At 67.1% G+C, this 19793-nt stretch carries 20 protein-coding genes and 1 pseudogene; 4 read left to right on the top strand and 17 right to left on the bottom strand.

The window, feature by feature from the left end; genetic code table 11:
* Positions 1 to 30 precede the first annotated feature (30 nt).
* Both ACFO5K_RS19430 and ACFO5K_RS19425 read right to left on the bottom strand, forming a co-directional pair.
* A complete protein-coding gene (locus ACFO5K_RS19430; protein ID WP_378564712.1) occupies positions 31 to 897 on the bottom strand; it encodes an arylamine N-acetyltransferase family protein in 867 nt (288 codons plus the stop codon).
* 209 nt (positions 898 to 1106) lie between these two features.
* Entirely contained in the window at positions 1107 to 3155 is a 2049-nt protein-coding gene (locus ACFO5K_RS19425) for an alpha-amylase family protein (protein WP_378564709.1), read from the bottom strand.
* A 363-nt stretch (positions 3156 to 3518) separates the two neighbouring features.
* Between ACFO5K_RS19425 and ACFO5K_RS19420 the strand changes: the two genes are divergently transcribed.
* The 4 genes and pseudogenes from ACFO5K_RS19420 (at position 3519) to ACFO5K_RS19405 (ending at position 7563) form a co-directional block, all read left to right on the top strand.
* Complete coding sequence (locus ACFO5K_RS19420) at positions 3519 to 4535, top strand: D-2-hydroxyacid dehydrogenase (protein WP_378564706.1); 1017 nt, start codon at positions 3519 to 3521, stop codon at positions 4533 to 4535.
* A gap of 86 nt (positions 4536 to 4621) precedes the next feature.
* Positions 4622 to 5413: an alpha/beta fold hydrolase gene (locus tag ACFO5K_RS19415; RefSeq protein ID WP_378564703.1), complete on the top strand. Its 792-nt coding sequence runs from the start codon at positions 4622 to 4624 to the stop codon at positions 5411 to 5413.
* Positions 5414 to 5518: 105 nt separating this feature from the next.
* Positions 5519 to 6385 (top strand): annotated as a pseudogene (locus ACFO5K_RS19410) (NAD(P)-dependent oxidoreductase); the annotation flags it as partial.
* 11 nt (positions 6386 to 6396) lie between these two features.
* Positions 6397 to 7563, top strand: coding sequence for a glycerate kinase (locus ACFO5K_RS19405; RefSeq protein WP_378564700.1), 1167 nt, complete (start codon positions 6397 to 6399; stop codon positions 7561 to 7563).
* Here the strand turns inward: ACFO5K_RS19405 and ACFO5K_RS19400 are convergent.
* The 15 genes from ACFO5K_RS19400 to ACFO5K_RS19330 form a co-directional block, all read right to left on the bottom strand.
* Positions 7544 to 8575 (bottom strand): 2Fe-2S iron-sulfur cluster-binding protein, encoded by a 1032-nt coding sequence (locus ACFO5K_RS19400; RefSeq protein ID WP_378564697.1) that lies wholly within the window; start codon positions 8573 to 8575, stop codon positions 7544 to 7546. The genes ACFO5K_RS19405 and ACFO5K_RS19400 overlap by 20 nt on opposite strands.
* A gap of 34 nt (positions 8576 to 8609) precedes the next feature.
* Positions 8610 to 8900 (bottom strand): recombinase family protein, encoded by a 291-nt coding sequence (locus tag ACFO5K_RS19395; RefSeq protein ID WP_378564694.1) that lies wholly within the window; start codon positions 8898 to 8900, stop codon positions 8610 to 8612.
* Between the two features lie 17 nt (positions 8901 to 8917).
* A complete protein-coding gene (locus tag ACFO5K_RS19390) occupies positions 8918 to 9655 on the bottom strand; it encodes an acyl-CoA dehydrogenase family protein (RefSeq protein WP_378566193.1) in 738 nt (245 codons plus the stop codon).
* Positions 9656 to 9722: 67 nt separating this feature from the next.
* A complete protein-coding gene (locus ACFO5K_RS19385) occupies positions 9723 to 10811 on the bottom strand; it encodes an acyl-CoA dehydrogenase family protein (RefSeq protein ID WP_378564691.1) in 1089 nt (362 codons plus the stop codon).
* 14 nt (positions 10812 to 10825) lie between these two features.
* On the bottom strand, positions 10826 to 11242 hold the full coding sequence (locus ACFO5K_RS19380; protein ID WP_378564688.1) for a nuclear transport factor 2 family protein: 417 nt from the start codon (positions 11240 to 11242) through the stop codon (positions 10826 to 10828).
* On the bottom strand, positions 11229 to 12467 hold the full coding sequence (locus tag ACFO5K_RS19375) for a metal-dependent hydrolase family protein (RefSeq protein ID WP_378564685.1): 1239 nt from the start codon (positions 12465 to 12467) through the stop codon (positions 11229 to 11231). The genes ACFO5K_RS19380 and ACFO5K_RS19375 overlap by 14 nt, the downstream gene beginning before the upstream one ends.
* Before the next feature lie 106 nt (positions 12468 to 12573).
* Positions 12574 to 13542: an LLM class flavin-dependent oxidoreductase gene (locus ACFO5K_RS19370; protein ID WP_378564682.1), complete on the bottom strand. Its 969-nt coding sequence runs from the start codon at positions 13540 to 13542 to the stop codon at positions 12574 to 12576.
* Entirely contained in the window at positions 13539 to 13862 is a 324-nt protein-coding gene (locus ACFO5K_RS19365) for a DUF1330 domain-containing protein (RefSeq protein WP_378564679.1), read from the bottom strand. The genes ACFO5K_RS19370 and ACFO5K_RS19365 overlap by 4 nt, the downstream gene beginning before the upstream one ends.
* Before the next feature lie 30 nt (positions 13863 to 13892).
* Positions 13893 to 14228: a hypothetical protein gene (locus ACFO5K_RS19360; RefSeq protein ID WP_378566190.1), complete on the bottom strand. Its 336-nt coding sequence runs from the start codon at positions 14226 to 14228 to the stop codon at positions 13893 to 13895.
* Positions 14229 to 14241: 13 nt separating this feature from the next.
* A complete protein-coding gene (locus ACFO5K_RS19355) occupies positions 14242 to 15501 on the bottom strand; it encodes an aromatic ring-hydroxylating oxygenase subunit alpha (protein WP_378564676.1) in 1260 nt (419 codons plus the stop codon).
* A gap of 84 nt (positions 15502 to 15585) precedes the next feature.
* A complete protein-coding gene (locus tag ACFO5K_RS19350; RefSeq protein ID WP_378564673.1) occupies positions 15586 to 15915 on the bottom strand; it encodes a hypothetical protein in 330 nt (109 codons plus the stop codon).
* Positions 15896 to 17167: an aromatic ring-hydroxylating oxygenase subunit alpha gene (locus tag ACFO5K_RS19345; protein WP_378564670.1), complete on the bottom strand. Its 1272-nt coding sequence runs from the start codon at positions 17165 to 17167 to the stop codon at positions 15896 to 15898. Before ACFO5K_RS19345 ends, ACFO5K_RS19350 begins: the two co-directional genes overlap by 20 nt.
* Before the next feature lie 4 nt (positions 17168 to 17171).
* Complete coding sequence (locus ACFO5K_RS19340; RefSeq protein ID WP_378564667.1) at positions 17172 to 17702, bottom strand: carboxymuconolactone decarboxylase family protein; 531 nt, start codon at positions 17700 to 17702, stop codon at positions 17172 to 17174.
* A 161-nt stretch (positions 17703 to 17863) separates the two neighbouring features.
* Positions 17864 to 18670 carry a TauD/TfdA dioxygenase family protein gene (locus ACFO5K_RS19335; protein ID WP_378564664.1) on the bottom strand — a complete coding sequence of 269 codons (807 nt, stop codon included), beginning with the start codon at positions 18668 to 18670 and terminating at the stop codon, positions 17864 to 17866.
* Between the two features lie 110 nt (positions 18671 to 18780).
* The gene (locus ACFO5K_RS19330; RefSeq protein ID WP_378564661.1) at positions 18781 to 19728 is read right to left on the bottom strand and encodes a LysR family transcriptional regulator; all 948 of its coding nucleotides are present in this window, start codon (positions 19726 to 19728) and stop codon (positions 18781 to 18783) included.
* Positions 19729 to 19793 lie beyond the last annotated feature (65 nt).

The raw sequence follows: 19793 nt of genomic DNA, 5'->3' as shown, positions 1-19793 counted from the left end.
GCGAGTTCGCGGACGCCGACAGACTGAGAACTACGCGCTGCTCGCGGCAGTGTGAACAAGCGCAGCGGTATCGGTTTCGTCGAGCTCGATATCGAAGACCTCGGTCAATATTTTCGGTAGCTCCGAGCGTTCCAGGTCCCTGGTCTCACCGGCGCCGTCGGGATAGTTGGTGAGCAGGGTGAGCCCGTCGAGCATGTAGTGCACGTCGGGGTGGAAACGTTGCAGGACGGGGCGCGTGGTGAACGGTGAATGCGTGGAAGTCGACACGTAGTGGTTGCCGACCACATTGTCGATCCGGTATTGCGGGTTCATCGCGACGGTGCGGCGCATAGACCAACCGTCGCGGTTGAAGTGGTGCAGTGTCCACAGGTCGCCGCCGAGTTCGTCGGTATCGCGCTCGAGCCGGAATCGCCAGTTGCCCGCGGTGAATTCACCGCCGCTGGGGGTCAGTTCGATCGGCGCCATCGGGCCGCTGCCGAATCCGACATCGCACAGCCAGACGCGGTCGTTGTCGGCGGTGGTCACACGCAGCATCGCGTGGGTCGCGGCGAGAAGTTTGTCGTCGGTTCCCATGAAGATTCGGGCGGACAGCCCGGTGACACCGAAACCGAGGCGTTCCAGGACCGCCGCGAACAGGCCGGAATGTTCGAAGCAGTAACCGCCACGACGATGCCGAACCATCTTGTCCTGCAAAGCTTCCACGTCCAGCGGGATCGGGCGGCCGAGGATGATCTCGAGATTCTCGAACGGGAAGGTCGTGGTGTGCCGACGGACCAGGGTGCGCAGCGTCGCGACGGTGGGTGCGAGCTCGCCGTCGAAGCCGATGCGAGCCAGATAGGCCTCGAGGTCGACTTCGTCGCCGCCCCATCGGTATGACGGATCCGGTGATGTGCTCATGGTGTCCTCGATTCGTTTCGGGTACGAACCAAGACCGTAGGACCTCAACTTCTCTTCAGGTCAAGCCTCACCTCATCGCGCTCGGGAGATGAGCGAACGGATGGCGGAGGGTTCGGGCGCGGTGTGGCGGCGGGCTCGCCGGGAAGACGATGGCAGCGAAGGCCGGCGTCGAGGGCGACGGTCGAACCGGTCGAGGATTCCTCGGCGGCCTACGCAGGGCGGATGCGCACCACTTCGAACACATCGATGACAGGAAGTTCGATGATGGAAGCTGTTCGGTCCTGTCGGGATTCGAGGTCGTGACCGGCGACCAATGCGGTGGCCCGGTACGACATGTCGGTGCCGTGGAGGACAAGGCGGCCGCCGGAGACCGGAATGTGCGGGCCGAACGAATGGCGCTGTGCTCCGGTCTGATTGAGGAGATGGACCACGTACCCCTCATCGTCGCGGCCGAGGATCAGCTCGACTCGGTCGGTGATCTCCGCGCTGACGACGACTTCGGCGAGTGGTTCGAGCACACGCAGCAGGTGATCGCGTACCTCGGTCTTGCCGAACTCGCGGTAGGTGCGGCCGATGGTCCAGGTGATCATGGCCGACACACCCGAGCCGTACTGGAGCGAGGCGACCGCTGGCTCACCGCCGGCGGTGTGTCCGTAGCTCACTTCCGGCGGTCCCCAAGGGGCTTGGGTCAGTATCGATCCAGTTCTGTCGGCATTCGGCTTCCAGACGAAGCGGGCGTTGGTGCCGAATATCGGAACGATCGAGCCGTCGTAGCGGAATTCGTCGAGGTGATGCTGGTCGTCGAGCGTGGCATAGGTGGACCACACGTCCTTGTCCGACAGTTCGGCGCCGGACCGGCGCAGGGCCGGGCTGCAGGCGAGTTCCACGGCCCCGTCCGTGGTGACCCCGCTGTCACCGGTGGTGAGCAGATGGCCGCCGCCCGCCACGAACTCGTCGAGTGCCTCGGCCGCGGCCCAGCCAAGGGCTCCCACACCGGGCAGAACCACGAGGCGGAAGCGATCCAGGCCGCCGGCCGCCGCCATGTCTGCCAGCTCATCATCGGCCAGAACGTCGAAGGCCAGATGCCGTTGTTGCAATGCGCTGTACACGCCACGGAACTCTTCGAGACTCCGGAGATGGGCCGCATAGCCGGCCCGGCCGAGCCCTGGACGCACCAGGCCGATCGTCGCCGCCGGGCGCAGTCGCGCGTAGAGATCGTGATGATCGCGATGGAACCGTGTGACCCTCTGCGCGAGTGAAACACTCGCCATCGGCAGCCGGCCCGGAGCACCGAGGATGTAGGTGGACGGGTTTGCGCCGCGGGCGATCGCCTGCAGGAGGTACTGCGCGACATGTTCGGGCTGTTCGGCTCCCAACCGGTATTTCGCGTCGATATGGGCGACCGCGTTCAGCATCAGCGGCACATCCGGCCGGGCGCAGATATGGGCGCTCACGGCCTCGGCGGTCGCGTGCGGCCAGAAATCCTTGCCGGGCATGTGCAGAAAGGCGTTGTTGCCCTCGTGATAGACGATCGGGGCGCCCTTGCGGAGCACGAGGCCCAGATCTCGGCCGCGGGGTGCCACATGGTCGGAGTACGTCCGCGCGAGGGTCGCGATGGTGGAGTCCGTGTAGCGCCGCCAGATCGGGAAGTCGCCGGAGTGCTGGTTCTCGGGCAGGGCGCGCCCACCGCTGAATTCCGCGAAGCGCTGTGCGCAGCAAGCGCAGTGGCAGATCCCGTGTACGACCTCGCTGTAGTCGCGCTCGTTGAAGTTGAACCAGTTGAAGAAGAATCCGTCGACCGGGTAGCGGTCGAGGATCTCGTCGAGGATCTCGACGGCGTGCCGCTGATAGAACGCACCGGAGAGGCAGGTGCTGTACAACCCGTTGTAGATCTGGGGCTCCCCGGTGACCGAGGCGAACAGCCAGTCGGGATGCTCGGTGGCCACCCGAGCCGAGACCTTGGACAGATCGAGACGAGCGATCACCCGCAGCCCGCGCCGTTTCGCCGCCGTGACGGCGTCACCCAGGAAATCACCCGACGGGCGATCGGTGAGAAACGGGTTGCGGGTGTGGAACGGCAGGTCGGTCGGGTAGAACGCGCAGATCCCACCCGCGTTGACCAACCATGTGTCGGCACCGTGGGTTTCGATGACATCGAGTGCCGCTTCCACGTCCATCGTGGCATCGACTTCCTGAAGGTTGGTCTGGAAGACGGTGAACGGTTCCTGCCATCGGCTGTGCGCGGTGCGAACGGACATGTGGGCGATCTCCTTCGGGAACTGATTCTCGCGTGGTGCCGATTGGTCTCGGTGGCGAGGCCGGGATCGGCTCGGCCGCAATCCGCGAGCGCCGTCTCGCCAGTCAAGCACCCGTAGGGCCGTATCGGCAATCGGGCAGAGGCTGGTTGGACAGGTGCGATCAGTGCCCTGAACACTCGATTTGTCAGTTGAGTACCGGCTGCGGACTACCAGCCCGGCGGCAACCCCCGGCAACCGATTGACCGCACTGTTCGGCTGTGCGACTGTGGGCATCGTGCCAGGCCGAGGGCCAGGCAAACCCTGAGCGAACTCGCCCCGCGGGGGCATATCGGTGTCCCCTGAGTACCTCCGAGGAGCTGGACCATGTCTGATGACCGACCGCCGCGGGAAATCCGCCGGGTGCTGGCGACGGTCCTGTTCGAGCCACCCGAAATCGAACAGTTGCGGCAGGCTTTCGCGCCGGCGGAGTTCGTTCACGTCCACCCGGGCGACGCCGCGGGGATCGCGCGCGCCCTGGAACACGTGGACGTCGCGGTGATCGCCGGCGACCTGGACGAACGGTTCACCGCCGCGCCCCGGCTGGCGTGGGTGCACTGTGGCCACGCCGGGCTCACCCGGTCGGCGGTGCCCGAGGTATTCGACCGCGGCCTCATCGTCACCGGGTCCGCAGGCCGCTCCGCACCGGCGCTCGCCCAGCACGGCTTCTACTTCGCGCTCGCTCTCACCTTCGACGCGCGGCGGTTGTTCGAGCAGCAGGCCGCACACACCTGGGGTGGCATCGAGGGTTACGAGAAGCGTTTCGCGTTGTGGGGCCAGACGTTGGGCATCGTCGGCTTCGGCCACACCGCGAAAGAGATGGCGCGCCTGGGTAGGGCGTTCGGCATGCGCGTGCTCGTCTACCGACGTGGTCCGGTGGAATCGTCACCGGATGTGGACGTCATGTTGTCGGCGGACGAGGGCGACACCGTGGATCAACTACTCGCCGAAGCGGACGTGGTCATGCTGGCCGCCCAACTGACCGATGCCACTCATCACATGCTCACCGCCGAGCAGTTCGCCGGTATGAAGGACACCGCCTACCTGGTCAACATGGGCCGCGGTGCACTCATCGATCAGGACGCTCTCGTCGCGGCACTGCACGCCGGGGAGATCGCGGGCGCGGGACTCGATGTCACCGACCCCGAACCGCTGCCCGCGGATTCGGCGCTGTGGGACGCGCCCAATGTCATCATCACTCCCCATACGACCCCGCGGCTGCCGGATCGAACCCAGCGCACGATCGACATCGTCGTCGAGAATGTCCGTCGCTACCGCGCCGGTGAACCCATGCTGAACGAGTTGACCGAACGCGATATCTATACGCGTAACCAGCGAATCTGAACCGCCGTCCGGTCAGGCCCGAGCGGGCGGTCACCCGCACCGTGGAATTCCTTGCCAGAGCAGTCGAAAGGTGGGTTCGCAGTCCGATGCATGGTCATTCAGTAGCCGAGGGCGCCGTGGTCGATCGCGCGAACAGGCCGGGGCGCGCGTCCGGAACTGTCGCGCTGCTGAACTCACTCGGCACCACCCTCTCGATGTGGGACGAGGTCACCGCACTGCTGCGGGAATCGTTCGATGTGGTCCGTTTCGACCAGCGTGGGCACGGGGATGCCGTGTTGGCAGCAGGGCCGGCGAGCATCGACGACCTGGTCGACGACTTCATCTCCGTCCTGGACCGGCTCGGCCTCGAACGCGTACACGTCGCCGGAGTCTCGATCGGTGGGATGGTCGCCATCCGCGCCGCGAGTCGCAGGCCGGACCGCGTTTCCTCGCTCGCCGTGCTGTGCAGTGCGGCGGTCTATGAACCGCAGGGCTGGATCGAGCGCGCGGCGGCGGCCCGTGAACACGGTCTGGAACCGATGGTTCCACTGATCATGGATCGCTGGTTCTCCCGCGAGTTCCGGTACCGTCGGCCCGAGGTCGTGCGGGATTACGCGAAAATGCTCGGGGCGCTCGACCCGGCGGGGTACGCGGCCGGGTGCGATGTCCTCGCCACCGCGGACCTCCGCGATGATCTGCCGAAGGTGACCGTTGCGACATTGGTCGTGGGCGGCGCCGAAGACCCGGCGACACCTCCGCGCGAACAGCGCCGCATTGCCCGGTCCATTCCGCACTCCCGCTTCGAAATCCTGCCCGGGGTAGCTCATCTCGCGCCCGTCGCGGCCCCTGTCGAGGTTGCGAATCTGGTGTCGGCCAATGCCCTCGATCAGTGGAAGTGACGGCCGGACCCGCGGGTGCAACTCGGCGCAAGACGTTGCGGTGTCGCGCGGCGGCTGTTTGCGTGAGGTCGACGGCATGGGCCGGCGACGGAATGGAAGGACACGACAATGACGAAGATCGGTTTCATCGGTCTGGGCATCATGGGCGGGCCGATGGCGGCGAATCTGGTCGAGGCCGGCTTCGAGGTCACCGGATACAACCGCGGGCGCGCCAAGGTCGACCGACTGGTGGCGGCGGGCGGCAAGGGCGCCGACAGCGTCGCCGAGGCGGTCCGCGACGCCGACGTGGTGATGACCATGCTGCCGGACTCGCCGGACGTGCGGGCGATAGTCCTCGGGCCCGACGGTGTGCTCGCCCATGCCTCGCCCGATGCGCTGCTCATCGATTGCAGCACGATCCGCCCCGATGTCTCCCGTGAGATCGCCATGCGGACAAGAGCGTTGGACGCACCGGTCTCGGGCGGGGAGCAGGGTGCGATCGAGGGCACCCTGTCGATCATGGTGGGTGGCGCGGCGGGGGATTTCGCTGTCGCCGAACCGGTTCTGAACGCTGTCGGCAGCACTGTCGTGCACGTCGGCGCGGCAGGTGCCGGGCAGACGGTGAAAGCGGCCAATCAGCTGATCGTCGCGGGCACCATCGAGCTGGTCGCCGAGGCCCTGGTCCTTCTCGAGGCGCACGACGTCGACACGACGGCCGCGATCGCGGTGCTGGCCGGAGGACTCGCGGGCAATCGGATTCTCGACCGCAAGGCCGCGGCGATGGTCGATCGCGCGTTCACACCGGGATTCCGCGTCGAGTTGCACCACAAGGACCTCGGCATCGTGCAGGCCGCGGCACGAGAGGCTGGGGTGACGATTCCGCTCGGCGCGCTGGTCACGCAGCTCATGGGCTCGCTCGTCGCCCAGGGTGACGGTGGGCTCGACCACGGTGCGCTGATCAAGTTGGTGACGCAGCTGTCCGGACGCGAGTGACAGCGGCAGCGATGTCGCGAGATTCGCGCCGGGTCGTCGTCGCTCCGGACAAGTTCAAAGGCTCGCTCAGCGCGGCGCAGGTCGCGGCGGCGCTCGCGCGCGGCATCGGACGCGCCGCGCCGGACACCGAGATCCGGCAGCTGCCGGTGGCCGATGGCGGCGAGGGCACGGTGGAGGCCTTCCTCGCGGCCGGATGGCGGCGCGTGGCGCTGTGTGCGCCGGGGCCGACCGGGGTTCCGGTCGACACCGCGTACGCGGTGTCGGGCCGCGCGGCCGTCATCGAACTCGCCGATGTGGACGGGTTGGCGAAACTGCCCGAGGGGCGACCCGATCCCTTGCGTGCCGGGACCGAAGGGCTCGGCGTGGTCATCTCGCACGCGCTGGATCACGGTGCGCGCGATCTCGTGGTGGGTCTCGGAGGTAGTGCCACCACTGATGGCGGCGCCGGAATGCTCCGCGCGCTCGGACTGCGTGTGCTCGATGCCGGGGGTACCGAGCTGCCGCGCGGGGGAGCGGCGCTCGTCGATGCCAGGAGCATCGACCGCAGCGGCCTGCACCCGGCGCTGGCCGACGCCCGCATCACGCTCGCCAGCGACGTGGACAACCCGCTCCTCGGACCGGCTGGGGCCGTGCAGACCTACAGCCCGCAAAAAGGTGCCGGGCCACGTGAACTGGCCGTCCTCACGACGGCTCTGGAGAATTGGGCGGCTCTGCTGCAACCTGGGCCATCGGCGTTCTACGCTGACCTGCCCGGTGCCGGTGCCGCCGGTGGCGCGGGGTTCGGCGCGATGGCGGTGCTCGCAGCGACGGCTCGACCGGGTATCGACCTGGTGCTCGAGCTGATCGACTTTCCTGCTCGAATCGCTGACGTGGACCTGGTGATCACCGGGGAGGGCTCGCTCGACGCACAGAGCCTACGCGGCAAGGCCCCGCTCGGCGTCCGGTCCGCCGCCGCGGCGGCGGGTGTGCCGGTCGCAGTGGTCGCGGGGCGGATCCTGCTCGGCGACGACGAACTGCGCGCCGCGGGCTTCGGCGCCGCGTACGCGCTGTCCGACCTCGAGGCCGATACCGTGCGCTCGATGACCAACGCCGCCGATCTGCTCGAGTCGGTCGGTGAGCGGATCGGCGTGGCCATGACATCTGCGCCGGTAGAGCGGCCTAGTCGTAGCGGACGGTGACCGTCGGCGTATCGGGAACCGCCTGGCAAGTGAGCACGTAGCCTTCGGCGACCTCCTGCGGAGTCAAGGCTTCATTGACGGCCATCGTCGCCGTGCCTTCGGTCAACTGGGCCATGCAGGTCGCGCAGCTGCCCTGCTCGCAGGAGTACGGGGGGTCGAGCTTGGCCCGGCGTGCGGCTTGCAGGATTGTCTCGCCGGCGCGCTGGGGGACGGTGGCCTTCTTGCGGCCGACACGTATGGTGACGGTTGCTTGATCCCCGGGCTGGGATGTCGCGGTCGGCGGCTGGGCGGACGTCGCGGACTCGGTCGGCGCGATCGTGCTGGGAGTCGGTGCTCCGAAGCGCTCGCTGAATGTGGAAACCGTTGCGGGCAAGGCAAGTTCGACCATCTCCATGAAGGCTTCCGGTCCGCACACATACGAGTCGGCATGCCCGTCGCCGCCGACGAACGCGGAGATCTCGGCGGGAGTGAGGAATCCACCGTCGTCGTCGAGGTGGCGCACCACGTCGAGTCGGCCCGGATATCGTGCCACCAGGTCGGACAGCACTGCCTCGAAGATCATCGACGACCGGTCCCGGTCGGCGCAGAGCAGGCGGACGCGCCGATCGGTGGTCGCCAGCGCGGTCTTGGTCAGCGACAGAATCGGGGTGATGCCGCTGCCGCCGCTGAAGCCGAGTAGTGGTGCCTCGCTCTCGCGGAGGCAGAATTTCCCTGCTGCTCGCGAGATTTCGACCGTGTCGCCCTCGGCGATATTGTCGTGCAGCCAGTTCGACACGATGCCGCCTGGTACCCGTTTGACCGTAGTCGTCAGTTCGCTGTCGGTCTCCGGCGCGCTCGACATCGAATAGGACCGGAACAGGTCCTTGCCGTCCACTCGGATCCGGAACGAGCAGAACTGGCCCGCGCGATAGCTGACAGGCTCGTCGTGCGGTGACAGCACGAAGGTGCGAGAGTCCGCGCTCTCCTTGATGATCCGGGTCACGGTCGCCCGCTGGAACATGGGTCGTGCCATGAGCCATCTCCTCCGATGTCTAGTTTCTGGGATCTCAGTACTCGTCGGGCAGGGTGATGACCGTGGTGATCCGGTGCAGCCGCTCGGGATTCGAGTCGCCGAGATGGTCCTCGTTGGGGACGAGGACCATCTCGGCGTTGGCGCGTCGCGCCTGGGCGATTAGCCGGTCCATCGGATGGTCGGTTCGCCCGCTGAAGGTGATGATCTTGGCGAGGTTGTAGCCGAGACGTCCCGCCAGGCTGCGCATGCGAATCTCGTCCCAGGACTGCCGGGCCCCGGAGACATCTGTGCGGAGGTACCCGATCGCGGTTGGACGCAACGTCATCAGCTGCTCCTGACCGGCTAGTGGAGTTGCGCCAGCCGCGGCGCGTGGCCGGCGGTCCGGATATGGGCGCCGGCCGCGCGGGTGAGTTCGGTGGTACTGCCGAGCAATCCGTCGAGCACCAGAGTGCGGCGGAGGTGTCGGTGCAGATCGTGTTCCGCGGTGAAGCCGACGCCGCCGAGCACCTGCTGACAGTGCCTGGCAGCGGTACGCGCCGCTTGCCCGGCGCTCGCTTTTGCCAGCAGCGCCCCGAGTTCGTCGTCGGCGACACCGAGGGTGGCCTCGGCGCCTTCGATGGCCACCAGGGTCTCGGCGAGGCGATGGCGTACCGCCTGGAACGAGGAGATCGGCCGACCGAACTGTATGCGATCCAGGGCATGTCGACGCGCCAGCGCGAGCATGGCGCGACTGGACCCCACCAGCCACCACGCCAGTGCGCACCGACCGGCGGCCAGCGGGATCTCGGCTCCGGCCCGGGTGGGGTGCAGTGGTAGTTCGGCGTCGACCGTGGTGCCGGGCCGATCATCGCGTTCCCAGACCACCCATGCCCCGCCCGTGAACGGCAGCGCGACCGTGCCGGACAGCGGCATGCCCGCGGCGTGGGCGATGACGTCGTTGACCAGTGGGGCGTGGCAACCTGTTTCGCCGAGCAGCCGGAAGACCAGCGGCACCGCGATATCCGGTATGTCGGTCAGCATCTCGTGCCACCCGAGGTCGACGAGTGCGTGGTCGAGCTCGCGGCCGGTAGCGGTTGTCATGGTCTTGCGCAGGCTCTGCTCGAGTAGTCCGAGCTCATCGCCGGCGGTGTCGATTTGGGCCACGGCGTCAGTCCTTTCCGAGGTCGAGCAGGCGGCGCGCGATGATGTTGCGCTGAATCTCGGCGGTGCCGCCGTAGATCGTCGCGGCGCGCGAATACAGGTACTCGGTGCGCCATTCGTCATCGGTCAGTTCCAGCACGCCGGGGAGCAGATCGCGTGCGGTGTCGAACAGTTGCTGTTCGGCGGTCGCGAGCAGCACCTTGTCGATGGAAGTCTCCGCGCCGAGGGTCGCGCCGCCGGCCAGGCGTTGCTGGGTGCGGTGCGAACGGCAGCGCGCCGTGTGCAGCGCCAGATACGCCGACCCGAGCGCGGTGTCGTCGTCGATCGTGGTCTGCGCCAGGATCCGGTCCAATCGGGTGAACAGGTAGGCGATCCGGTGCCAGAAACAGGTGGACCTCTCGTGCGGCAGCAGATCCATGGCCACCCGCCAGCCGTCACCGGGCCTGCCGAGCATGCGCTCTCCGGGAACCACCACATCGTCGAAATAGACCTCGGCGAACTCGTCGACACCGTGCATCGTGCGCAACGGCCGGACGGTGATGCCCGGGGTGTCCATGTCGACGAAGAAGGCGGTGATGCCGTCGTGGCCCGGAGCGGTGCGGGTGAGCAGGACACAGCGGGAAGCGAACTGCGCCAGGCTGGTCCACACCTTCTGGCCGTTGATCACCCAGTCGCCGCCCCGGGCGGCGGCCTTGGTGGTCAGCGAGGCGAGGTCGCTGCCGGAACCCGGCTCGGAGAAGCCCTGGCACCACTGCTCGCGTCCGGACAGCAGCAGCGGCACCATCTGTTCGGCCAGTTCGGGGCGCGCGTAGGAGATCATGGTCGGGGCCAGCACCTCGATCATCGAGTAGATGCCGGGTTCGGCGAGATCGCGGGTAGCGACCTCCTCACCGAGGACGGCGCGCAGGACGGCCGGCCCGCCGAGGCCGCCCGTCTCGGCGGGCCAGCCGTAGCGCATCCAGCCCGCGTCGTACAGCGCACGACGGACTCGGGCCAGTTGCGCGACCTGCCCATCCAGGCCGAGGCCGGGTTCGGCGGACAGGTCGTTCGTGTCGAGCCATTCGCGCAGGCCCGTTCGAAACTCGCTGACGTTCATCGCTGTCGCACCACTCAGGCCCGCGACTGCTCGAACGCGTGCGGGATACCGGAGTCGTGCGTGCCGCTGCGGCGGATGAAGGTCATCCGGCGGGACTTGATCCGCCACCCGTCCTCGGTGCGGACGAGGGCGTCGGTGTAGTACCCGATGCGCATGTCGTGGGTGCTGTGGTCGATGAAGCACAGCGGCTGGGTGCCGTCCGCGGTGTCGCCGTCGATGTCGAGAACCGGGGTGCCGGTGAGGAACAGGCCCTTCGGTGCGGCCGCGACGAGTTCGGGGAAGAGGTCGAGGGTGTAGGTGTCGCCGAAGGCGCTGTAGGTGCCGTCGGGGGTGAATGCGGTCAGCATGCCCTCGATGTCGCCCTTGGTGATGGTGACCGCGTAGCGGGCGAGTACCTGCTGGATCTCCAGGAGATCCTCAACTCTGGACATAGACCTTTCCGCCTTTCATGACGAAGCGAACGTTCTGCGTGACCGTGATGTCCTGCAACGGATCTCCTGGTACGCCGATGATGTCGGCGAGCAGTCCTTCCGCCAGCCGGCCACGGTCGTCGGCGTCGATGAGTTCGGCGGCGTTGATCGTCGCGGCGCGCAGGGCGTCCAGTGGCGTGATTCCGCGCTCGACGAGGGCTACGATCTCGTCGGCGTTGCGGCCGTGCGGGATGGCCGGTGCGTCGGTGCCGACGGCGATCCGGACGCCCGCCTCGTAGGCGGCGCGGACCGAGGAGCGCGCTTTCGGGAACATCTCGGCCGCCTTGGCCTGGAGCGCGGGTGCGGCCTTGGAGACGTCCATGGCATCGGCGAGCCGGGTGGTCGGCACCAGCCAGGTGCCCGCCGCGACCATGAGTTCGATGGTCTCGTCGTCGATCAGGAACCCGTGTTCGATGCAATCGATCCCGGCGTCGACGGCGTGCTTGACCGCCTCGGCGCCATGGGTGTGCGCCGCCACTTTCAGCCCGCGCCGATGCGCCTCGTCGACGATGGCGCGCAGTTCCTCGTCCGAATAGTGCTGTGCGCCCGGAGCGCCGGTCAGCGACATGACGCCGCCGGACACACAGATCTTGATGACCTGCGCGCCGTGTTTGATCTGGTAGCGCACCGCCTTGCGAACCTCGTCCACGCCGTTGGCGATGCCCTCCTCGAGGGTCAGCTTCAGCACGTCGGGAGCGAAGGCGGAGAACATCGTCGGATCGAGATGCCCGCCCGTCGGGGTGATGGCATGGCCCGCGGGAACGATCCGTGGCCCGTCGATCCAGCCCGCGTCGATCGCCTTGCCGAGCGCGACATCGAGCAGATAGCCGCCGGTCTTCACGAACAGGCCGAGGTTGCGCACCGTGGTGAATCCGGCCCGCAGTGTGCGGCGGGAATTGCCGACCGCGCGCAGCACGCGCAGCGGTGGATCGTCGGTGACGCTGGAGCTGAGCCCGGTCTCGCCGCGCCCGCCCATGAGGAGGTTGACCTCCATGTCCATCAGGCCGGGCAGCAGGATCAGATCGCCGAGGTCGAGCACCTCGCCGACGGGATCGCCACCGATGCCGACGATGCGCTCGTTCTCGATCCGCACGATGCCCGGCCGGATGATCTCACCGGTGACGACATCGAGCAGACCGGCGGCGCGCAGGGTGCGCGCGGGCGGAATTCCCTTCGGTGGTGTCATTGCGACTCCGATTCCTCGACGATGTGCGGAGAATTGTATTCTCACTATTGGTATATGAGGTTTCCATATGGGCGCGGTTGAGTCAACGCGCTGCGCGCTCGAGCCGTTATCCGGGTCGGGCGTCGGCGAATCTGCGCAGCTCACGCGCAATATCGGACCCCGTGGGGGTGTAGACGATCTCCCGGAACCCGGCCGCCGCCATGCGCCCCAACTGTCGTTGCAAGCGCTCCTCGTCGCCGACAAGAGTCTTGACGTCGATGTGGTCGAGCAGCGGCCGGTCCCGCTCGGTCAGGTGGGTGACGTGACCCTCGAAAACCGAGAGGTGGTGTTCGTTCGCCGGGCCGAGGGCGGTGAGCTCGGTGCGCCACCGTTTACCGCCGGGCATGGCGTCGACGGCCTCGGCGCCGCCGGTGGCGAAGGCATTGTGCCAGTCCACGACTCGCCACGGACCGATCGCCTCGCGCACGCGGGCAGAGTCCGGCCGCTCGCCCGGGTCGAGCACGGTACCGGACATGATCATCGCGGCGGGCAGGGTGGGATGGACCGGCCCGATGATGCCGTCGGCGATCCGCGCGGCGAGTTCGGCGCCGCGCGGACCGAACGCGCTGAGCCAGATCGGGACGTTGATCGGCCTGCTCAGGGCGAGGCCGTCGGCGTGCAGCATGCGGACCGGTGTGTCGCCGAGGGTGATCGGCTCACCGGCCAGCAGTGCGCGCACGGCCCGCACCTGTTCGCCGAGAGCCCGCAGGGTCAGCGGTCGCTGCCCGACCGACACACGGGCGGTGAACCCGGTGCCGAAGCAGGCACGGAACCGGCCGGGAGCGAGCCTGGCGATGGTGGCGATCGCGGTGGCCATCGCCATCACCGATCGCTGCTCTGGCACGAGAACCGCTGTGCTCAAACCGATTCGGGTCGTGCGTTGCGCGGCCAGCGCCAGGTGCACGAACGGGTCCTCCCACAGCGGCGCCGAATCGAAGATCCAGACCCGGTCGTAGCCGAGTTCCTCGGCAAGCACGGCCAGGTCGGCGAAATCGGGTCCGGGCGGCAGCCCACAGGACAGTTCGAGCGCGGTCATGAACCGGGCTTCGACCGCGGCTTCGGCATCTCGAAGCCGGTCAGCAGCACGGCCTTGCAGTCGGCCGCCGCCTGACGCAGCGGCTTGGCCTTTGCGTACTCCTCGGAGTCGTACCAGTCCTGGGCCGCCTCGACGGAATCGAATTCGACGAGCACGGTACGAGTTCCGTGCCATTCGCCTTCGAGGGTGGTCGGCGCGCTGTCCACGGCCAGGATTCGCGCACCCGCCGCGATCATGGTCGGTGCGGCTTTGCGCTCGTAGGCGGCGATGCCTGCGTCATCTGTGATCGCCTCGGTGACTAGGACGTAACCTTTGGGCATTGTGGCTCCTGGAGGTCGGAGTGATGTCGGTCAGTAGTCGGGATCGCTGACGCGGGTGATCACCGCGTCGGCGCCGTCGACCACTTCGGGCTGATGCCAGATCTCGACGCACATCGCCACCATGATCAGCGAATGCACCAGATGCAGCAGGTGGCGCGCGTCCTCGGGCAACTCGTCGAGCGGAAACTTGTCGCAGTAGGCGAGCGCGTCCTGGATGAGGGGAAAACCGGCGTCGTAGAACTCCTGCATGGCGGTCATGTCGCTGGCCATGCGCTGGTCCCAGCGCTGCGATTCGGTGTCCAGACACCAGGTTCGGGCGAAGGGCTCCAGCGTGCTGAACTGCTCGGGCAACAGGGCCTGGGTGATCCGGGTCATCGGCCTACACCCCCGTCTTCGTACGTTCGTAGTCGGCGACCCGATCGGCCACCGCCTTGTGGAAGTGCCGCACCAGTATTTCCTGGTCGTTGAGCGGGAAATTGTGGCCGACGGCGCGGGCTTCGAGCCCCTGCTGGGTTCCGGTCAGGGTGCCCGCGTCCTGGAGCGCGAACTCCTTGAACATCACCACGGCGCATTCCTGCGCGGCACGGTCGCTCGCGGTGCGAGCGGGCGGGAAGTACAACCTGCCCTCGAACCGGTGAGTGTTGTGCGAGGTGGGCCAGTAGGTGTAGGTGAGGTACCAGCCGCTGGCCCACATCAGGATCTCCGTGTTCGGGAAGATCTGGTAGTTGTCCATGCCCCACTTGTCGACCCCGCCCGGGTTCACCGGCAGGTCGGGCCCCAGCTCGGGCTCGTTCCATGGACCGAAAAGGCCACTGCGCGTGGCGATCTCGATCGGATACTGGAACTCCGCCGGCCAGGTCCGCCGCGGCGCGCCATTGGTGGTCACCATGCGGTGCGGCCCATCGATCTGATAGTGCGGCGCCTCGAAACCCTTGATCTTGGGCCGGGCCGCGGGAGTCGCCTCCTGCGAGTGCAGCACCGGGACGTGGTAGTACTCCTGGAACGCGTCCAGGAACACCTTCCAGTTGCAGTCGACGTTCGCGCTGAAGACATACTGGTCTGTCATCCGCTCGAAGGGGTAGCCCTCCAGCGGAGTGATCATGGGGCCGAGGTAGTCGCGCAACGATTGCTCGGGTTCCTCGGCCAGGTTGACGAAGACGAACCCCGCCCACACCTCGCAATGCACGGGCATCAGGCCGTAATCGGCCTTGTCCAGGTCGAAGAACTCGTCCTCCTGCTGGACGAAGGCGAGCGACCCGTCGAGGTCGTAGCGCCACGCGTGGTATTTGCAGGTGAACTGGCGGCAGGTGCCGGAGGTCTCCTCGCGCGGGAAGTCGTTCCATACGAGTTTGTTGCCGCGGTGACGGCACACATTGTGGAAGGCGCGCACACGGCCTTCCCGGTCGCGCACGACGATGATCGAGGTGCGCGCGACCTCGAGTTCCTTGGTGAAGTAGCTGCCGGTGCGGGCGAGATCTTCGACCCGGCCCACATTCAGCCAGGCGCGCCGGAAGATCGCCTCCTGTTCGGCGCTGTAGAACTCGGGGGAAACGCAGTCGTCGTAGGAGATTCCCGCTGTGCCGAGTTCTGCGTAGTGCTCGGTCCAGCTGCCGGGTGCGGGTTTGGGAAAGTGTGGCATCGCTCGGTGCTCCGTGGGTTCGTTAGGGCGAGCTCGACGATCACGGGGAGCGCGGCCCGCCGGCCACGCTCCCCATATCAACTGTCAGACAACAGGCTCCCGGATGAGTTCGGCCCAGGCCGCGCCGCTGTCGGGTACTCGTGGCTGGCTCCAGACCTCGACCGGGAACGACACCATGACCAGCGACTGCATCAGATGGAACAGCGACCGCGCGTCCTCGGGCAGGTCGTCCCACTCGAATTTGTCGCAGTAGGCGATCGCGTCCTCGATGCGGGGGAAAGCGGCATCGTAGAGCGCCTGCATCTCGTCCATGGAGCAGGCGAGCCGCTTGGCGTAGCGCTCCGGCTCGGTGGCCAGGCACCAGTCCGCCGCGAACGGCTCGAGATCGTCGAATTCAGCGGGCAGCATTGGCATCTCGATACTCCTTGACCTTCTTCTGGGCGTGCACGTGCAGGTGCCGGATGAGGACTTCCTGGTCCATGATCGGGAAGTGGGTGACCACGCCGGACTCGAGCATGGTCTGGGTTGCCTCGAGGGTGTTCGCGTCCTGCAGGGCGTATTCCTTGAACGTGACGGCGGCCAGTTCCTGGGCGAGGCGTTCGCGCGCGTTCTTCGCGGGGGCGAAGTACAGATTCGCCTCGAACAGGTGCTTGTTCACCGCGACGGGCCAGTAGTGGTAGGTGATGTACCAGCCCGGTTCCCAGCACAGCAGCGAGAAGTTCGGGAAGATCTCGAATTCGTCGATGCCCCAGGCCTTGTGGCGGGCCGGGTTGAGCCCGGGCGGTAGCGCGTCGAGACCCTCGATGTCGGGCTTGTCCCAGGGGCCGAACAGTCCCGAGCGCAGCGCACGCTCGATCGGCTTGACCATGCTGGGATCCTTCGGCGGGGCCATGCCGCCCCATGAGGAGATCATCGAGTGCGGTGCGTCGATCTCGTAGTGCAGGGCCTCGTAGCCGTAACCGGCCAGCTTGTCGGCCTCGCCCTTGACGGCCTGCTTCATGTGCAGGATCGGCGCGTGATAGAACTCGGCGAACGCGTCGACGAACAGCTTCCAGTTGCTGCCGATCTCGGCGCGGTAGCTGTAGACCTCGGTCATCTCGTCGAAGGGGTAGCCCTCGACGCCCTTGAGCATGGTGCCCAGGTAGTCGGCCAGCGGCTGCGCGTCGGGATCGAGATTGACGAAAATGAAGCCCTGCCACACCTCGCAGCGCACCGTGGCCAGCCCGTATTCGGCCTTCTCCAGGTCGAAGAACTCGCCCTCCTGCTGAACGAAGGTGAGCTCACCTTCGAGGCTGTAGCGCCAGGCGTGGTACTTGCAGGTGAATTGGCGGCAGGTGCCTTCGGTCTCGTCACCGGGGTAGTCGTTCCACACGAGCTTGTTGCCGCGGTGACGGCACACGTTGTGGAAGGCGCGGATCTCTTCGTCGGTGCCGCGCGAGAGGATCAGCGAGGTGTTGAGGCCGGTCAATTCCTTGGTGAAATAGCTGCCCTTGCGGGGAAGCCGTTCCACGCGCCCGACGTTGAGCCAGGTCTTCTTGAAGATCGCATTGAGCTCGTCGGCATAGAAGGCCGGATCGGTCGAGTCGGTGAAATCGACGGGACCGGTGCCGAGCTCGGGATAATGCTCGGTCCAGCTGCCGGCCGCGGGCTTGTTGAAATGAGCCACCGGGTTACCTTTCGTGTTCTGGCGTGACGCCGAAGGTGTTGAATGCCATGGCGAGCAGGTTGTAGCCGCCGATGGTGAAGACCAGGTCCATGCGCTGTTGCTCGGTGAGGTGTTCGCTCAAGATCGCCCAGGTCGGATCGGACAGGTCTGATTTCTCGAGCAGCTCGTCGACCGCGGTGACGACAGTGCGATCGAATTCGTCTGCGGGCGTGCCGTTCCGGATCGCGGCGATGTCGTCCTCGGTGAATCCCTGCGTCGCCGCGAAGCCGACGTGGTGTGTCCACTCGTAGGCGCAGTTCGTCCGGTGCGCGACCCGCAGGATCGCCAGTTCGCGCACGCGGGGCGGCAGGCTGGAGCGGAACAGCAGGTAGACGCTGAACCCGAGAAACGCCTCGGTGAGATCCGGATGACGGACCAGCGTCGACATCGCCGGACCCGCACCCTCCGGATTGCGCCGCGCCCTCGGCAGCAGCGGCCGAAGCGCGTCGCGTGTCCGGTCATCCCAGTGGGCGGCGGGCAGCGGGGGCAGGCGCATTCATCTCCTCCTTTCATGAGAATGAGATTCTCATATCTGTACTAGTAGGTTTCCATGAGTGGGCCGGTTAGTCAACGCCGGGGGTGGTTCAGCCCTGAAACGCCTGGCGGCGGCCCGGCCGAAGCCGGTGCCGCCGCCGCTGGTGTGCGAGTGATCGCGTGCTAGGCCCAAGCCTCCTCGCCCGCGATGGTGGTGCGGTGCATGGTCCGTTTGGACGCCGGGTCATACGGCAGCGCGCGATGCAGCATGCCGGTGTTGTCCCAGATCACGACGTCGCCGACCGCCCATTCGTGGGTGTAGCGGAAGCGTTCCTGGGTGCTCCAGTCGCGCAGTTCGTCCAGGAGTGTGCGGCTCTCCTCCGGTGACACACCGACGATGTGGTCGGCGGTCGCCCCGATGACCATCGAGCGGCGGCCGTCGTGGCGCTGCCAGACCAAGGAGGTCTCGTGCGTCGGCAGGGAGCGCCAGGCCTGGATCTGCTGTTCGGTGGGGTCCGGGTGGGTGAGCCGCTGTGCGGCTTCGAAGCTGTGGACGACCCGCAGCTGCTCGTATCGCTTCTGGTCCTCGGCGGGCAACGCCTCGAAAGCCGCGTAGGTACTGGCGAATTCGGTGCCGCCGCCGACCATGGCGACATGGCGTGCGGTCAGCATGGTGGCCTTGGCGGGGACATCGCTCGTGGTGTCGTCGATGTGCCAGTGGAAGGTCGCCCTGAGGTAGTCGGCCGACGGGTTGACCGACGGGTCGAGCGATACCTTGAAGATCTCCTTCCCGCCCGGCGCGAGCACCGTGCCCAATTCCCGGCTGAACGCGAGCTGTGCCTCGTCGTCGAGGTTCAGCCCGCGAATGAGCAGCACCCCGCGCCACTTGAGTGCCTCCAGGCACCGGCTGACCACCTGTGGGTGCAGTAGGTCGGTGACGCCGGTTACCTCAACGCCCAGTGCTGGACTGAGCGCCCTGGTCTCGATCATAAGAATCTCCCTTCCGATTGAAGAGAACAATACTCTCGTCGTGACGTCGCACTCAAGGGCAGGCGAGGGCGGACAGGAAGTGTGTCCTTCCGCGTGCCTGCATCACTCGGTCAGTCGGTGGTGGCACCAGGGCCGTCGAGCCGAGCCGAAGGCCATCGATCGGCTGCCACGGCCGCACGGACCTGCCCGACCAGTTCGGAGGCCACCACCCTGGCGGCGGCCGACATCCTCGGATCGCGTGGCACGCCCAACACGACTTGGCGCCACACTTCGGGTTCGCACAGGGGAGCCGCGGTCAGCACGCCGCGGGCGACGTCGTCGGCGATCCCGACGCCCGGCAGAATGGTCGGGCCGTGGCCGCCCTGCACCAGAAGCTTCTGCAGGCGCATCGAATTCGTCTGCGCCGCGATCCGCAAGCTGACCCCCGCCTGTGCGGCCGCGGCGTCGATCAGGGCGCGCAGCCCGTGTCCCGGCGCGGGCATCACCAGGGGTCGGGTCGCGACGTCCGCGAGGGCGACCGGCCGGTCGGCGCGCAGGGCGTCGGCGGGCCGCCCGACAACCCACAATCGTTCGCGCGCCAGTGGTTCGACATTGAGCGACGGGGTGCTGGTGAGGTTGTAGAGCAGGCTCAGGTCGAGGTCGCCGTCATCGAGCCAGCGTTGCAGGTAACCGGAATACCCACTGACGATGCGCAATTCGATGCCGGGGTGATTGCGGGCGAGAGCGCTCACCAGCGGTTCGGCGAGCAAGTCGGCGGCACTGTCGAGCAGGCCGACGGTGACGACGCCGGTGAGTACGCCCGGCATCGGCCGGACCTCGGCCCGCGCGCGCTCGAGTTCGTGGAGCGCCCGCCGAGCGCGCGCGACCAGCAGCGCACCCGCCTCGGTGGGCCGCATGCCCTGGCGCGTGCGTTCGAACAGGCGCACCCCGAGTTCTTGTTCCAGCGTCCGGATCTGCCGGGTGACAGCGGGCTGAACCAGATGCAGCAAGTGCGCGGCCTTGGTGACGCTGCCGACCTCGGCGACGGTCACGACCGCCGTGAGCTGTTTGATATCCATCGCACCCGCCTGACATCTCGAATCGGCATGTAGGTATCAGACATCGGTATTTCCCTTATCAAGTT

It is taken from the genome of Nocardia halotolerans (genome assembly GCF_042650145.1).
GTDB classification, from domain to species: Bacteria; Actinomycetota; Actinomycetes; order Mycobacteriales; family Mycobacteriaceae; genus Nocardia; species Nocardia halotolerans.
Note: the sequence above shows the minus strand (reverse complement) of the source record. Positions and strands in the feature narration are given on the sequence as shown.

Bases quoted from the DNA above. Each gene is read 5' to 3' on its own strand.
- ACFO5K_RS19355 (WP_378564676.1), bottom strand. From the start codon at position 15,501: ATGCCACACTTTCCCAAACCCGCACCCGGCAGCTGGACCGAGCACTAC.
- ACFO5K_RS19370 (WP_378564682.1), bottom strand. From the start codon at position 13,542: ATGACCGCGCTCGAACTGTCCTGTGGGCTGCCGCCCGGACCCGATTTC.
- ACFO5K_RS19405 (WP_378564700.1), top strand. From the start codon at position 6,397: ATGTCGCGAGATTCGCGCCGGGTCGTCGTCGCTCCGGACAAGTTCAAA.
- ACFO5K_RS19365 (WP_378564679.1), bottom strand. From the start codon at position 13,862: ATGCCCAAAGGTTACGTCCTAGTCACCGAGGCGATCACAGATGACGCA.
- ACFO5K_RS19330 (WP_378564661.1), bottom strand. From the start codon at position 19,728: ATGGATATCAAACAGCTCACGGCGGTCGTGACCGTCGCCGAGGTCGGC.
- ACFO5K_RS19415 (WP_378564703.1), top strand. From the start codon at position 4,622: ATGCATGGTCATTCAGTAGCCGAGGGCGCCGTGGTCGATCGCGCGAAC.
- ACFO5K_RS19380 (WP_378564688.1), bottom strand. From the start codon at position 11,242: ATGTCCAGAGTTGAGGATCTCCTGGAGATCCAGCAGGTACTCGCCCGC.
- ACFO5K_RS19425 (WP_378564709.1), bottom strand. From the start codon at position 3,155: ATGTCCGTTCGCACCGCGCACAGCCGATGGCAGGAACCGTTCACCGTC.
- ACFO5K_RS19400 (WP_378564697.1), bottom strand. From the start codon at position 8,575: ATGGCACGACCCATGTTCCAGCGGGCGACCGTGACCCGGATCATCAAG.
- ACFO5K_RS19375 (WP_378564685.1), bottom strand. From the start codon at position 12,467: ATGACACCACCGAAGGGAATTCCGCCCGCGCGCACCCTGCGCGCCGCC.
- ACFO5K_RS19420 (WP_378564706.1), top strand. From the start codon at position 3,519: ATGTCTGATGACCGACCGCCGCGGGAAATCCGCCGGGTGCTGGCGACG.
- ACFO5K_RS19430 (WP_378564712.1), bottom strand. From the start codon at position 897: ATGAGCACATCACCGGATCCGTCATACCGATGGGGCGGCGACGAAGTC.
- ACFO5K_RS19340 (WP_378564667.1), bottom strand. From the start codon at position 17,702: ATGCGCCTGCCCCCGCTGCCCGCCGCCCACTGGGATGACCGGACACGC.
- ACFO5K_RS19390 (WP_378566193.1), bottom strand. From the start codon at position 9,655: ATGACAACCGCTACCGGCCGCGAGCTCGACCACGCACTCGTCGACCTC.
- ACFO5K_RS19350 (WP_378564673.1), bottom strand. From the start codon at position 15,915: ATGCCAATGCTGCCCGCTGAATTCGACGATCTCGAGCCGTTCGCGGCG.
- ACFO5K_RS19335 (WP_378564664.1), bottom strand. From the start codon at position 18,670: ATGATCGAGACCAGGGCGCTCAGTCCAGCACTGGGCGTTGAGGTAACC.
- ACFO5K_RS19385 (WP_378564691.1), bottom strand. From the start codon at position 10,811: ATGAACGTCAGCGAGTTTCGAACGGGCCTGCGCGAATGGCTCGACACG.
- ACFO5K_RS19395 (WP_378564694.1), bottom strand. From the start codon at position 8,900: ATGACGTTGCGTCCAACCGCGATCGGGTACCTCCGCACAGATGTCTCC.